Annotated in this window: 7 protein-coding genes; 3 read left to right on the top strand and 4 right to left on the bottom strand. The window is 64.7% G+C overall.

Annotated elements, in window-relative coordinates; translation table 11 throughout:
* The first annotated feature begins 198 nt into the window (after positions 1-198).
* Positions 199-1,518, top strand: a complete 1,320-nt coding sequence (locus M0D68_RS23625) for an EAL domain-containing protein (protein WP_266225503.1) — start codon at positions 199-201, stop codon at positions 1,516-1,518.
* Between the two features lie 123 nt (positions 1,519-1,641).
* On the opposite strand, the gene arfB is transcribed toward M0D68_RS23625, so the two are convergent.
* Positions 1,642-2,046: an alternative ribosome rescue aminoacyl-tRNA hydrolase ArfB gene (gene arfB, locus M0D68_RS23630; protein ID WP_054034662.1), complete on the bottom strand. Its 405-nt coding sequence runs from the start codon at positions 2,044-2,046 to the stop codon at positions 1,642-1,644.
* A gap of 150 nt (positions 2,047-2,196) precedes the next feature.
* Here arfB and M0D68_RS23635 point away from each other — a divergent pair, with 150 nt between their 5' ends.
* Complete coding sequence (locus tag M0D68_RS23635) at positions 2,197-2,838, top strand: VC0807 family protein (protein WP_266211610.1); 642 nt, start codon at positions 2,197-2,199, stop codon at positions 2,836-2,838.
* Positions 2,839-2,965: 127 nt separating this feature from the next.
* Here the strand turns inward: M0D68_RS23635 and M0D68_RS23640 are convergent, their stop codons facing one another.
* Genes M0D68_RS23640 through recC form a run of 3 tightly spaced genes read right to left on the bottom strand, consistent with a single transcriptional unit; the run spans position 2,966 to position 12,077 of the window.
* Positions 2,966-5,002 (bottom strand): AAA family ATPase, encoded by a 2,037-nt coding sequence (locus M0D68_RS23640; protein ID WP_266225504.1) that lies wholly within the window; start codon positions 5,000-5,002, stop codon positions 2,966-2,968.
* The gene (recB, locus tag M0D68_RS23645; RefSeq protein WP_266225505.1) at positions 4,999-8,691 is read right to left on the bottom strand and encodes an exodeoxyribonuclease V subunit beta; all 3,693 of its coding nucleotides are present in this window, start codon (positions 8,689-8,691) and stop codon (positions 4,999-5,001) included. The genes M0D68_RS23640 and recB overlap by 4 nt, the downstream gene beginning before the upstream one ends.
* Positions 8,688-12,077: an exodeoxyribonuclease V subunit gamma gene (recC, locus tag M0D68_RS23650; RefSeq protein WP_266225507.1), complete on the bottom strand. Its 3,390-nt coding sequence runs from the start codon at positions 12,075-12,077 to the stop codon at positions 8,688-8,690. The genes recB and recC overlap by 4 nt, the downstream gene beginning before the upstream one ends.
* A 212-nt stretch (positions 12,078-12,289) precedes the next feature.
* Between recC and M0D68_RS23655 the strand changes: the two genes are divergently transcribed.
* Positions 12,290-14,779 carry an FUSC family protein gene (locus M0D68_RS23655; protein ID WP_266225509.1) on the top strand — a complete coding sequence of 830 codons (2,490 nt, stop codon included), beginning with the start codon at positions 12,290-12,292 and terminating at the stop codon, positions 14,777-14,779.
* The last annotated feature ends 3 nt before the right edge of the window (positions 14,780-14,782 follow it).

A 14,782-nucleotide genomic window follows, 5' to 3' on the forward strand; every position in this document is an offset into this window, starting at 1 on the left:
CTGTGATAACCCGCACATTCACGCGAAGTTCGAACTGCTAGACTGGTTTTGACTAATCCCGCCGGAGCCCAGCATGGCTGGCATTGCTCTCCGCGTTCCCGGGCTGTGCCCGCCTTACCCTGCCGGCGCCTGGGCTGTGCATCCGTTGCGCGTTAAATCTGTCCGCGCGCCCCGTCACCCGCTTGCCGCGATGTCACTATGCCCGCACTCATGCCTGCCCTTATGCCGACCGTCAGCGAATTGACCCTTAGCGGCCTGCTCCCGCATCTGGTCCGGGACGAGTCCGGCTGGACCGCGACGTGGCGCGCGCTAACCCTGCACAGCGTGTTCCAGCCGGTGCTGTCCGTCACGCATCAGTGCGTGGTCGGCTACGAGGGTCTGCTGCGCGCGTTCGATCCGGTCGGCTTGCCGGTATCGCCGGAAGTGCTCTTCTCCGGCACGCGCTCGGCCGCCGACGCACGCGAGCTCGATCGCATCGCACGCTGCCTGCACGTGGCGAATTTCATGGAACAGGGAATCAGCACCGGCTGGCTGTTTCTGAATACGCGTCCGCAGGTGTTCGAAACCGGCTGGCCGCAGCGCACCTTTATCGACGAGCTCTCGGCGCACTTCGGCTTGGCGCAGGAGCGCATCGTCATCGAAGTACTTGAACAACCTGCCGACGATGAATCCGCTGTCGCCAGCATGCTCGCGGCGTCGCAGCCGCGCGACTTCCTGATTGCGATCGACGACTTCGGCACCGGTTTTTCGAACTTCGACCGCGTGTGGCGCTTTCGCCCCGACATCGTGAAACTCGACCGTTCGCTGGTCGCGCGCGCGGGCAAGCGTGAAGGCGACGATTCGATGATCAGCCATCTGATCGCGATGCTCCACCAGTCCGGTACGCTGGTGCTGGCCGAAGGTGTCGAAACCGACGAAGAGTTGATGATCCTGATGCAGGCCGACGTCGATTTCGTGCAAGGTTTCTGGCTCGGCCAGCCGAAGGGTTCGGTGCAGGCGGCGTGCGCCAAAGTGCCGGCGTTGATCGAGTCGATGTGGAGCAAATTCGCCGCCTACGAACAGGCCCATGCCGGCCACCAGCGGCTCGGTTTCGAAGGCTTCGCCGAAGCCGTGCTCGCCGCTTCTGACACCTTCAAAGCCACCGGCGATCTGCGGCAGGCGGCGCAAAAGGTGTGGCATCTGCCCGAAGCACGCCGCGTGTTCGTCACCGACGGCCAAGGCGAACAGACGCAAGCGTCGGTCTCGGCCGTCTCGCTGCCGCCGCCTCCGCTGCGGCTCGCGCCGCTCTACACCGATACGCGTAGCAACTGGTCGCGGCGCGCGTATTTCAAGCACGCGCTCGCCGCGCCAGGACGCGTCGCTATGATGGGGCCGCACTACTCGCTCGCGGACGGCCAGGACTGCTATACCGCGGCAATCGCATTCGAGCGTGAGGGCACGCATGTGCTGTGCGTCGATTTTGTGCCGATGACGTCGCCGGCCGATACGCGTTCTGCCCGACGCGGGGGCAAACGCTGAACGCGTGCAACTGTAGGCTTGCGCGCGTTGTCGAGAAATTCTCAGGGTGCCTCAGAGGGCACTTTTGTCGCTCTGCCGGGATTTAGCGCCTCGGCCCTGCCGCCTTAAATCCCTTTAATCCCGTCAATCCTCAACCCGCCCGCGACCGGATTTGATCTCACTGCGCTTGGCCTTGCTGTCGAGGCGACGCCGATTAGACGCGCGCGTCGGCCGGGTCGCGACACGCGGCTTGCGCGTCACGCTAACGCTTTCGATCAGCTCGTCGAGCCGCGCCAGCGCCGCCGCGCGGTTCATCTCCTGAGTGCGATGCTGCTGCGCCTTGATGATCACCACGCCGTCGCGCGTAAGCCGATGATCGGACAGCGCGAGCAGGCGCATCTTCAGCACTTCCGGTAACGACGAAGCGTGCACGTCGAAACGCAGATGGATGGCGCTCGAGACCTTGTTGACGTTCTGGCCGCCCGCTCCTTGGGCGCGCACTGCGGTCAATTCGATTTCGTTTGGCGGGATCGGATAACGGGATGTCATGATGGGATTGAGCTAGAGACGCAAGTGTACACAGAGCAAAGTCGAATACCGACTACGGACTATCGGCCGCGGCTGCCGATGCGAAAAACTATTTGCATCGACACGGCCGGTTCATCGATACTGCGGTTTTCGCTTACAGCGTAAATTAATATGAAACTCCGTCCGGGTTTTGTGCTGGAACTGGCTGTCAACTTTCTGCTGCCATGGCTTGCCTACCGGTTCGCGCTGCCGCACCTTGGCGAGACCGGCGCGCTGATCGCGTCCGCCGTGCCGCCGATCGTCTGGAGCCTGATCGAACTGGTGCGCTTTCGACGCGTCGACGCGCTCAGCATCATGGTCGTGGCGGGCATCGTGCTGTCGGTCGCGGCGATGGCGCTGGGCGGCAGTCCCCGCATGTTGCTGCTGCGGGAGTCGCTCGTGTCCGGCGCGGTGGGCGTGGTGTTTCTGCTGTCGTTGCCGATGCGCCGTCCGCTGATCTTCTATCTCGCGCGCGCCACCGTCGCCCGTGAAATGGAAGGCGGCGCCGAGCGCTTTGAAGCCTTGTGGCGCGAGCGGCCTGCTCTCGTCAGCGCAATGCGGCTCATGACGCTCGTATGGGGCGTCGGCCTGACAGGTGAAACGGCGCTGCGTGCCTGGATGGCGCTCACCTGGCCCATCGAGCGCTTTTTGGTGGTCTCGCCGTTCGTCGGCTATGGCATTTACGGCGCCTTGACGCTGTGGACGGTGTGGTATCGCAAGACCATGCCCAGCCGGGTCGAGGCGCGCGTGCAGCCGGGCGGGATCACGGGCTGAGGGGTTGGCTGCCCGGCTGCTTAGCTGCCCAAGTTGCCTCGCCTGCCTGCGCCACACGGACTGCCTGAATCGCACTGACTCCTTGCTGAGCTCGCGAACGAATACGTGCCTCGCCCACACGATCCCGCTAGGCGACGCGGCACGCCTCCGCAATTCGCGCGGCTAGACCTGAATCACGCTGCGTCGGCGTCGCGATGGCCTGCGCCAGCACGGCGCGCGCGCCAATCACTTCCACACGCTCACGTGCACGGGTAATCGCCGTGTAGACGAGCTCTCGCGACAGCACGCGGCTGAACACCGACGGCAACATCAACACCGCATGCTGGAACTCCGAGCCTTGCGACTTATGAACCGTGAGCGCGAATGCCGTATCGTGCGGCGGCAGTGCAGCAGGCGATACAGCACGCAGACCGCCGTCGCCGGTACGGAAATACACGCGCAACGCACCGCCCGCACCCGGCAGCGCAATGCCGATGTCGCCGTTGAACAGACCGAGCGCGTAATCGTTGCGCGTCACCATGACGGGGCGTCCAGCGAACCACTGCGCGCCTACGGCCAGCGTCACACCCGCTGCGCGCCGCACCTGTGCGGCCATTGCGGCATTCACCTGATCGACGCCGCGCGGCCCCGAGCGGGTCGCGCACAGAATTCGAAAACGGTTCAGCGCGTCGAACAGCGGCAACGGGTCCGGTGTATCGGCGGCCAGTGCTTCGGCGAGCGCATCCGCGTACGGGGCAAAACCTACGGCGAGTCGCGCGATTGTGCGATCGGTGAGCGTCGCATGCGTATCTTCGTACAGCGCCGCTGCGCAGGGTTCGGCCGGATCGATGCGCAGGACTTCGAGGGCCGCGCCGGCCGCACCGTTGCGAATCGCGAGCGACAAACGGCCGATGGGCGATTCGAGGCCGAATCGATAGTTGCGCTCGAGCCAGACGACGCAGTCGGCGAGCGGGTTTTGGGCGGGCGAAGGCGGTGCTGAGACGAACAAATCGTCAGGCTGCGTATCGAAATCGTTTGGCGCACCCGTTTGCGTGAAAAAATCGTCAGGCTCTTCGTCGAAGCCGCTCGATGCATCCGGCAGTGCATCCGACAACCGCGCCGATTCGATGCCCAGCGCCTCAGCAATCCTCTGCAGTCCGTTCTCCGTAAAAGCAGGCCGCGCGCTGAGCTCGGCGAACACCGCACCGGCCTCGACGGCAGCGAGCTGGTCCTTGTCACCCAGCATCACGAGACGCGTCTGCGGCGCAATGGCGTCGAGCAGATGCGCCGCCATCGCCACGTCGATCATCGAAGCCTCGTCGATCACGACGACGTCGTAAGGCAGCGGGTTGTCGCGATGATGCCGGAAGCGCGCACCCGGCCCTGAACCAAGCAACCGATGCAAGGTGTACGACGTCTGCGGCAAGCGCGCGGCGAGTTCGGGCGGCAAATCGCCGGCACGGGCGAGCAAGGCTTCCTGCATGCGTTGCGCGGCTTTGCCAGTGGGCGCCGCCAATGCAATTCGCAGATCGGCCCGCGCATCGAGCAAACAGGCGAGCACGCCGACCACCGTCGTCGTCTTGCCGGTACCTGGGCCGCCGCTGACGATGGTCAAGCGCCCGGACAGCGCCATGACTGCCGCGACACGTTGCCAGTCGACTTCATCGTCCTGCGGGAGGCCGAAGTAGCGCAACAGACGTTCGTGCAACGTTTGAGCGGTAGCGTCCGTGTCTACGCCTGCACTGGCGCCTGCATTTGCACTCGCGTGCGCAACCAGCGAACGCGCAAGACGCCGCTCATAGTCGTAGTAGCGCGCCAGATACAGCCGCCCTTGCCCATCGACCACCAGCGGCCGCAACGCCGCCGCACTTTGTGACCCGTCGCTAGCCATGCCGCTGGCGAACAGCGCTGCACGCACTTCCGCGCTCGATGCATCGAAGCGTCGCGCCAGCACCGCCAGCGGCAGGCACACGTGCCCTTCGGCAGTCGCACGGCTCGCGGCAAAGGCGGCCCGCGCGGCCCACTTCACAGCCTCGCCCGAGGCGCCGCCACGCCGCGCCAACGTGCCGATGCGGCGCGCGAACCCTTCGGCGAGCGCGGTGCTGAAATCGGCCGGCGCGGGCAGATTCACCCCGATGTCGTCGAGCTCCGGCGGCGCGGAAGAGTTCCGCTCGAACGTGCTCATGCGACACCTCCAATCATTGCCGCGTCGAGCAGCGCCACGAGTTCGAATGCAGGCCGCCGCATATGCACGCCGGCCGCTCCATCGGCGTCACGCCACTGCGGACGAACCCCGCGCACGAACAGATAGAGATAGCCGCCGATGTGCGTGTCGTACGCATAATCGCGTACCCGTGTTTTCAGATAGCGATGCAGCGCCACCGTATAAAGCAGCGCCTGCAAGTGATAAGCGTGGCCCGCCATGGCCGCTTCGAGCGGCGCCGCGGCGTAGTCGGTAGCGGTGTCGCCCAGATGGTTCGACTTCCAGTCGACGATCCAGAAGCGTCCGTCATGCTCGACGATCATGTCGATAAATCCTTTGACGAAACCGCGCAACATGCCGGGTTCCAGCGCAACGTCGGGATAGCCGTGTTCGATCAGCAACTCGCGCAACGCCGGAAAATCGAGCGAAGGCGCGGCAAACAGAAATTCGAGTTCGTTCAGACGGTGCCGCGGATTCAACCTGGCGAGCGCCATGCCGGGCACAAGCTCGGTGCTCACCACGTCCGCGATCAGGTTATGCATCATGGCGGGCAAGCGTGCCGCGAGTTCGGGCACTGCCGGCGCCGGACGCTCGCGCAACGCGCCCCGGATGGCGTCCGGCCATGTCTGCGGATCGGTGAAATCCGCGAGCTCGAACATGCGGTGCAGACACTCGCCCGCCGCCGCGCCGCGTGGAAACGCGAAAATGTCGTCCTCCGCGTAGGACGGCGCTTGCGGCACCGCTAATGGCATCGGCGTTAGCGCGTCGGCGATCTCGTCGTGATCGGGGCGTACCTCTTCCAGCGGCGTATGCGCCTCCTCCGCTTTGCTGCCGGCGGCGATCAAGCCGCTGAAGCTGGCCATGCGCCACTGGTCACGCAACGGCCGCCGATTGGCGCGCGCCTGCATCCGCGCGCCGCTGTCCTGGAGGCTTTCCAAGGGCGCACGGCGCTCCACTTTCGGCAATGCCTGCAGCGTGATCGGACCGCCCGCCAGCGCCTGCCACGATGATGACAAAGCGGCTTCGTCGGGTGGATCGGTGAGCCAATCGTCGAAGCTGTGACCGTTGCCACCCACCAGCCAGTTCAGCACGCTGCGCCGCGACTCCTTGGTGGAGCGCGACGAAAGATAAGTCCCTGCGACGAGATAGCAACGGTACACCGCGCGCGTCAACGCAACGTAGACGAGCCGTGCCCGTTCCGCCGCCTGTTCGCGCGCCGCGTAACGTGAGGCGCGTTCGGCTTCCTCGTCGTCGCAACCGTAATGCAATACCGCGCCGCCGGTTTCGTCGTGATATTCGCGTGCATCGGGCAAGCCGGAGGATGGCGGCTCGCGCAGCGCACCGTCGTTCAGAAACGGACAGAACACGACCGCATATTCCAGCCCTTTCGATTTGTGCACGGTGACGATCTGCACAAGGTTGCGATCCGACTCGAGCCGCAATTGCGCGTCTTCGCCGCCACCTTGCGTGCGTTGCGCGGCGAGCCAACGCAAGGTCGGCGCGATGCCGGGCTGCGTGGCGGCACGCGCCTGCACGAGTTCGGCCAGATGATTCACATTCGTCAGACGGCGCTCGCCATCCGGCCCGGCCACCAAACGCTGCGCGACGCGCAGTTCGCGCATCAGCGTGCGCCACATCAAAGCGAAACCGCGCTCGTGCCATAGCGTGCGATAGCGCGAGAAACGTTCGACCCAACCCATCGCGTCCGCGGCATGTGCGGGATCGTCGGCCGGCGCCGGTGCGTCGGCGACCTGCTCCAGGCGCCACAGCGCGGCCGCGTCGAGGCCAAGCCAATCAGTAGCGAGCGCGGCGCGCAAACGACGCAGATCGCCCGGCGTATCAACTGCGGCCAGCACGCGTTCAATCTGCTCAGCGTCGAGCGTCGCGAACACCGAGGCCTGCGCCAGTTCCACGCTGCCCACACCCCACGACGCCAGCACACGCTTGATCAGACTGCCCTGCTTATGAGTTTGCACAAGCACTGCGATGTTGCCTGGCGCAAGCGGCGCATCACCGATCGTCACCGAACCTTCGCGTGCGCCGCGCAGGAGCCGCACGATCTCGGCGGCGCAGGCTTCGCTCGCCGCGCGCTGCGCTTCGCGTTTGGTCAACGCGGCGTCGCCTTGCGGCAAAGTCCAGATGCGGAAGTCCCCCGCGTTTGCATCCGGTTCGGAGAACGGCGGACGACGCCGCTCGCCAGCCCGCACCGGCTGATAGCCGAGACCGTCGAGCACGAACGCCTGTGGATTGGCTTCGAACAGCCGGTTGCAGGCCTCGACGATCGGCGCGGTCGAACGCTGATTGACCGCAAGCGTGTAGCACGCCGAAGCCGCCTCACGCGCCGCCAGATAAGTATGCAAATCCGCCGCGCGAAAACTGTAGATCGCCTGCTTCGGATCGCCGACCAGAAACAGCGGACCAGCCGGCGCGAAGATACGGCTGAAGATCGCGAACTGCAACGGATCGGTATCCTGAAACTCGTCGATCAGTGCGGCCGGATAACGCGTGCGCAAAGCATCGGCCAGCCACGGGTTGGCCGCGAGCGCGCGATACAGGTTGGACAGCAGATCGTCGAACGACACCACCCGGCGCGTGCGTTTGCGCGCTATCAGTTCGGCGGGCGCGTAGTCGAGCCAGGTTTCGACGAGCGAAAGCCAGCGCGCGCGTTGCGCGGCTTCGGCTGCGATCACGGCGGCAGATAGCGCCTCGGCGTGCTCGAAGAACGGATGCTCGGGCGGTTCGAACTTGACCTTGGTCGCCTTCTTCAACGCCGACGCCGTCAGTTTCAAGGCAGCCTTGGGCGGCGGCGCATGGCAATCGCCCTGAGCGAAATATTCGGTCCACGCGGCAATCGCGGCGCTCACGAGTTCAGGCTTGTGCGAGGTCTTGCTCAGACGGTCCTGCGCTTGTCCAAGCAGACTGACGATCGCGTCGCGCTCCGCCTGCCACATCGCGCAGGCCGCATCGAAACCCGTCTGCGGATCGGCATTGTTTCCAGCTGAATCGAGCTGGCCCCAGCGCAACTGCGCCAACGGCTTCTTCAGGCGCCGCGCGAGTTGCTCATCGAGCGACGCGGGACCGGCGCGTTTGGCCACCAGCCATGCGGCAAACGCAGGATGCGCGTAGGCCACCGGTTCCACCTGCTCGCGCCAGAAATCGGCCGCCATTTCGAAACGCAAGGCCGCATCGTCGGCTTCCATTTCGAAGGCGAACGGCATGGCCGCGGCGAACGGCGCCTCCTGCAACGCACGCTGACAGAACGCGTGGATGGTGTGAATCGCGGCCTGGTCGAACGTGCGCAGTGCGCGGCGGACGACCTTCAATGCGGTCTCGCGATCGATGCCGCGCTCCGGCGCCAGCGTCGTTTCAAAGAGACGCTGGATGAACGGATCGCCGCCGTCGTCGTCCGTATCGATAGCCCGGTCCAGTTCCGCGAGCCGCCCGCGAATCCGCTCGTGCAACTCTGCGGTCGCCGCCTTGGTAAAGGTCACGACGAGAATCTGATCCGCGTTCAGGTTCTTTTCGAGCAGCAGACGCACGTACAACGCGCAAATGTTCCAGGTCTTGCCGGTTCCCGCCGACGCCTCGATCTGATTGACGCCGTCGAGCGAACAGGCGAAGACGTCGAGCTCTTCCGCGACCAGTGCGTGATGGTGAACGGCGCCGCTCATGACGCGCTCCGCAGATGCTGCACGAGCGGCTTGAACACGATCGAGGCAAGACTGCCGAACGGTTCGTCGAGCGAAAGCGGCGTGCCGCGCAGCGCGATGCGCAAGGCAGGGTCATCTGATTCGCCGCGCACCCGATCATTGATCCACACGCCCTGCGCCGCGGAATCGCTTTCGCTGACCTTCACCCACGCGCTCTTCGGGAAAAAGCGCAGCGGCAGCATGCGCCCTGCTCTGAACAACGCCGCAAGCGGCGCCAGCTCATCGAGTGGCGCGGCGACCGGCGTGAACTCGAAGCTCTCGCCACTGCCATGCCAAACCGTACGGCGTGGGCCGTTCGGCAGCGCCGCGCAATAGACCAGATGCGCAAGCCACGCCGATAGATAGTCGCGCGCAGTAGGCTTGGCGTAGCGGAAAATCACTTGTCCTGTTTCGGTCAGCAAATTCAAGGTGCCATGCAGTTGCAACGGTGTTTCGGCCGCTTTGCGCAGTGCGGCGTCATGCGAGCCGAAAAGCGTATCTGCAATGTCAGCGCTGTGAGGCCAACGCGGCACGATATCCAGCACGAACGGCAACCGTTCCACACCCGAGGCGACTTCGCGGCGCACGCTGTCGGCGAGCTGTCGCAGCGCGCCGAGTTCGCGCGAGCGCCATACCGCGCCGGTCGCGCCACCCGGCAGTTCGGGACTGGCCGCGGCGACGCGGCGCACGCGCTCGAACATGCTGTCGTCGTCTTTGATCTCGCTGTCCAGCAGTACCGGCAAGAGCCGCTCCGCCAGCGCATCCCGTCCGGCCCAATCGAGTTCGAACGGTTCGGTGTCGAGCAATTCACCCTGCGCATCCGACAACACGATCCCCAAACGGTCGCGCAACAACGCACGCGCCGGATGACGCCAGAAGCGCACGAATTCGTCGAATGCGACTGAGGCCGTCTCTTCGGGCGGCAAGGGTTGATCGAAGAACGGCGCGGCGGCCGGATGCTGCGGCGCGGCCAGCAAACTGGCCAGTTCCGCGCGATCCACGTCGTAAGTGAAAAGACCGCGCTGCGACGAGAAATAGTCCGACGCGAACGCCTGCAGCGGATGATCAATGATGAACGCATGCCGTGCGGCTTCGATCTCCGCGGGACTCGCCCCTTCCCCCGCCGACACTTGCGCGAGGTGGTCGAGCAATTCATCGACCAGCGCGGCCGGCGGCAACGGCGCATTGTCGCGAATGCTGCGGCCGGTATAGGCGATGAACAGCCGGTCGCGCGCGGCCAGCAGCAGATCGAGAAACAGATTGCGTTCGTCGTCGCGGCGCTGCCGGTCGCCTGCTTTGCCGAACGCGGCCATCAGGTCGAATTCGTCCGCGCGGGCGAGACTCGGCAGCACGCCGTCATCCATGCCGAGCAGGCAGACGATGCGATACGGCAAACCGCGCAAGCTGGTCAGCGACGAAAACGTCACGCTGCCCCAAGGCACGCCGCCGCGCGCCGGGTCGTCGAGCGCCTCGGTGAGCGCGCCGCGCACCACGGCGGCCGGCAGCACGACATCTTGCGCGCCCGCTTGCATCGCGTCGCCCATCTTGTCGATCGCGTCGCGTACTGCCGCCAGCGAATCGGCAAACGCCACGCCGCCGTCGAAACACTGCGCAAGCGTTTCGAGCAGCAGTTGCGTCCATTCGGCGGGCGTCTGCTCGACCGAGCAGCGCTGCGCGAAGGTTTCGATATCGTCGACGAAACGCGACAAGCGGCCGAGAAGCTCCGCGTCCGAACCATCAGCGCCTTCAACGGGCAGCCAGGCATCGACCGGCTCGCCGCCATCCGGCATCGCATAGCCAAGGTACAGACGGGTCAGCGCATCCGCAAACGTATGACGCTCGACAGGCACGTGCTCGCCCGTCGGCTCGCCAGGCACCAGCCCGCGACGCGCACCGGCTGCCGCGAGCCATTCCTGCGCAGCTTCAAGCGCACTGGCATCGATCCCGTAACGCGCGGCGATCGCATCGACCCGCAACCATTCGATCAGATCCGGCGCACCCACGCTACGCTCAGGCAAGGCCAGCCAATCGAGCAGCAAACGCGCGACCGGATTGGCCTGCGAAGGCGGCAAGCCGGTAATCCGATACGGAATGCGGCGAGTATCGCCAGGCGGCGCGGTGCCGAATACCGCATCAATCAACGGCCCGGCGGCGGCGAGATCGGACACGGCAACGAGCACATCGGACGGCTGCAGATCGTCGAACTCATCGAACCAGCCAAGCAGGCGGTCGTGCAGCACTTCGAGCTGCCGCGACAGGCTGTGACACACATGGACTTCAATACCGTTTTCGATCGGCAATTCGTCCGTGTCCGCGCCTGTTCCCGTTTCTGCCCGCAGATCGAGGATGCCGTTCTGCACAGAGGCGAGCCAGCTCGGTTCCGGATTCTCGGTGAAGTCGCCTGTCTCGCCGGATGCGGCGCTCTCAGTCAGCTCGTGCAGCATATGCAGTTGCGCCTGGGTCTGACGGCCCCATTCGGCTAGCAGCGGATGACCCACTTCCTGATAGTCGAGCTGACCAGCAACATCGAGCGCTTCGACGCGGCCCGCACTGACGACGTCGAACCAGAATTCACGGCACGGGTTCATCACATACAGACGCACGTCGACCCAGCGCGACAGTGCGCGCAGCAAAGCGACGTGCAGCGGCGGCATGGTCGGCAACGCGAATACGCTAACGGCTTCAGGCCACTGTGCGTTCGAGATGGCTTCGAGATCGAGCGTGCCGATTTCCTCGAGAAAGCGATAAGCGGGCGGTAAGGCGGCTGCAGGCGTTTGCGCGTCGCCCGCTACTTCGGCGAGCACGGCACGCCACAGCGCGGCTTGCCAACGCTCGTCCTCACGGGCCGCTTCACTTGCGCCAACGAGACGCGGCCCCTTGTCATCCGCCGCGCCGCTCGCGAAAATCGAACCGCCCTTCTGCCATTGCAGCAGCCATTCCGGGCGATAAGTCAGATAGTGGTCGAGCACCGTCGCGACGCGCCGCGCCAGTTCATAGCGCATCGATGCATCCGCCGCATCGAGATAAGTACGCAGACGCGGCGACGCATTCCACGGCAATGCTTCATCCGCCTCCCCCAGCAACCGGTAGCAGCGCCAGACGAGCCGGTCCGGCGCGAATGGCGAATGCTTGGGCACTTCGATCACGCCGCCGATTTGCGCCCACAACCACTGCGCGAGGTAACCAAAATTGACATTCGCGCAGATTCCCTGGCGCGCCGCGATGTCGAGCTCGAGCCGCCGCCGCACCGCCGCGCTCGGGACGATCACAGGCTGCGCGGTCCAGGGATCGGACGGCGCCTGCGCCAGGTCGTCGAGCAGCGCGCCGACAAGGGTTTCGTAGCGGTTCGAGTAGAAGAGTTGGAGCATGGATCCTGGGAAAGCAGGCGACGCGAGCGGAACGCCCGGGCCGCGACAGACATTGAAGCGACAGCATAACAAACGCGCTCCCAGGGCAGAACCTGGCCGAATGGACGAGGTCAGATCAGGTTCAAAATCAGTTAGACTCGACGGCAGTTTGGGGTCGGCCCGGGTCGGCCTGTTCAACCGCGTTTTCTCAGTGAATGGAATCCAGGCAGTCGATGCGCTATTCGGTTGAAATAAAAAAATTCCTCTACAGCCAGTACTTCTATGGCGGCCTGCGCATCGCAGTCGGCGTGTCATTACCGGCCATATTGTGTTTGATCGTATTTCACGACCGCGAACTCGGCTTCACGATCGCGACCGGCGCACTCGGCGCCTGTGTGGTCGATATGCCGGGCCCGCTCAAGTACAAGCACAACGAGATGCTGGCGTGCACGGTGATCGGCTTCCTGTCCGCGCTCGCCACCGGCATCGCCACGGTCAACCCCGTGGCCCTGTGGTGCACAGTCGTGCCGCTCACGTTCGTGCTCTCCTTGATCGTCGTGTATGGCAACCGCTGGCCGCAGATCAGCTTCGCCACGCTGTTCATGATGATCATGACGCTGGAAGAGCATTTCACGCCCATGCAGGCGCTCGTCAATGCGTCGTGGATTCTGGTGGGCGGTCTCTGGTACACGTACTGGTCGACCTTCGTGAGCCGCTGGATGATGCACCGCATCGAACAGCAGGCGCTTGCCGAAAGCGTGTTCGCGTGCGCGGACTATCTGCTCGCGCGCGCCGCCTTCTACGATCTCAATAACGATCTCGACGAGTGCTATCGCAATCTGGTCGACAAGCAGATTACCGCCGTCGAACGTCAGGACGCCGCGCGCGATATCGTGCTGCGCAATCTGCCCAAGCTGAAAGCCGGCCGGCTCGAACCGCGCCGGGCCATGCTGTTCAATCTGTTCATCAATACCGTCGATCTGCACGAGCTGTTTGTCGGCACGCACGTGGACTACTCGCTGGTGCGAACCACGTTTGGCGGCTCCGACCTGCTGGTGTTCTACCGCGATCTGATTCGCAAATCCGCGGCCGATCTCGAAGAAATCGGACTTGCGGTGCTGCAAAACCAGCCGGCGCGTACGCGCATCAATGTAAAGGCCGAATTGCGCGCCATCGAGTTCGAGATCGAACTGATGCGCAAGCAGGACCTGGCTGCCAAAAATCCTGAGGCTTATTCGGCGGTCTCGTCCACCTTCCGGCGCATCTGGAGCGCCACGCGCCTGATCGACAGGATGCACCAAAGCCTGTCGAGCGATCCAAGCGCGACCGAGACCGAACTGCGGCTCGACAAGGCGCTCTCCCGCTTCGTCTCGAGCCGCCGAGTGCCATTCGGGCAGATCTTCTCGAATCTGACGATGGCCTCGCCGAGCTTCCGCCATGCGCTGCGCGTGACGATCGCGGTGGCCGTGGGTTTCTGGCTCGGCCGCCTGCTGCCGCTCACCAACGCATACTGGATCGTGATGACCACCGTCATCATCCTGAAGCCAGGCTATTCGCTGACCAAGCAGCGTAACGGGCAGCGGATAGTCGGTACGCTGATCGGCTGCGCGGCGAGTATCGCGTTGATGATCTTCGTCAAGGAGCCGCACATCCTGCTGGTGGTGATGTTCGCCTCGATGGTGATGAGCTACAGCCTGCTACTGTTCAATTACACGGCGAGCGTGGTGTTCACGTCCTCGTATGTGCTGCTCATGTTCCATCTGCTCGCGCCGGGCAGCATGCGCATCATCGGCGAGCGCGCAATCGATACGGTGGTGGGCTGCGCGATCGCCATTGCGGCGAGCCATCTGTTCCCCTACTGGGAATACCGGTTGATGGGCAAGCTCGTCAACAACATGATCAATGCGACGCGGCAATACCTGGAAGCGAGCTGGTGGTGGAGCGGCAAGCCGGCCGCAGCGGTGGTCGCTACGGTGACAGAGGCCGGTGCGTTCGCGCCCGCCGCGGCGATGGCGGATCCGGCGATCGAACTCGGCGCACCGGCGCTCGCGGTGGCCAACGCAGGAGCGAACGCGGGCGGCAACGCGGCTCTCAAAGCCGGCGCAACTGCTGGCGCAGCAAGCACGGGGGCGACCACCAGTGCAAGCGGCGCCGGCACCACCACGATCAGCAACCCGACCGCCAAGCCGGTCGGCGGGGCATCCCCTGCCGCCGCAGCCGCTGCAACAGCGCTCGATCGCGATTACCGCTACCGGCTCGCGCGCAAGAACGTCCACGTGGCGTTTGCCAATCTGGGTCAGGCATTCCAGCGCATGATGCTCGAACCGAAGTCCGCGCAGAAGTTCGTGCCGGAATTGAATGATCTGCTGGTGCGCAGCCACGTGCTCGCCTCGCAGATCACGGTGGCGGCGCCGTTGCTGCGCACCTCCGCGCAGCGGGCTGACAACGTCTCACTGCAGCCCTTGCAACGCGCCCTGAGCACGGTCCGCGACAATCTGACCGAAGCCGAAGCCGGCAGCGCCCCGCCCGCCGATCAGGCCGAGCAGATCAAACAATTGTCGCGTGAGTTGGATGCGATGGTGGTCGAGACGGAGAAATCGCCGGACCACCCGGCGGACGCCGTGCATGACATGAAATTGCTCGCCCATCAATGCAAGCAGATGCTGACGGCCTCGGCGCAGATTCGCAAGGATGCGAGCGTCATTCGCCTGCCGGACGAGTGAAGC

The organism is Paraburkholderia sp. SEWSISQ10-3 4, from assembly GCF_030464785.1.
GTDB classification, from domain to species: domain Bacteria; phylum Pseudomonadota; class Gammaproteobacteria; order Burkholderiales; family Burkholderiaceae; genus Paraburkholderia; species Paraburkholderia aspalathi.

Excerpts from the sequence above, each read along its gene's own strand:
- M0D68_RS23625 (WP_266225503.1), top strand. The coding sequence starts at position 199 with ATGCCCGCACTCATGCCTGCCCTTATGCCGACCGTCAGCGAATTGACC.
- arfB (WP_054034662.1), bottom strand. The coding sequence starts at position 2,046 with ATGACATCCCGTTATCCGATCCCGCCAAACGAAATCGAATTGACCGCA.
- M0D68_RS23635 (WP_266211610.1), top strand. The coding sequence starts at position 2,197 with ATGAAACTCCGTCCGGGTTTTGTGCTGGAACTGGCTGTCAACTTTCTG.
- M0D68_RS23640 (WP_266225504.1), bottom strand. The coding sequence starts at position 5,002 with ATGAGCACGTTCGAGCGGAACTCTTCCGCGCCGCCGGAGCTCGACGAC.
- recB (WP_266225505.1), bottom strand. The coding sequence starts at position 8,691 with ATGAGCGGCGCCGTTCACCATCACGCACTGGTCGCGGAAGAGCTCGAC.
- recC (WP_266225507.1), bottom strand. The coding sequence starts at position 12,077 with ATGCTCCAACTCTTCTACTCGAACCGCTACGAAACCCTTGTCGGCGCG.
- M0D68_RS23655 (WP_266225509.1), top strand. The coding sequence starts at position 12,290 with ATGCGCTATTCGGTTGAAATAAAAAAATTCCTCTACAGCCAGTACTTC.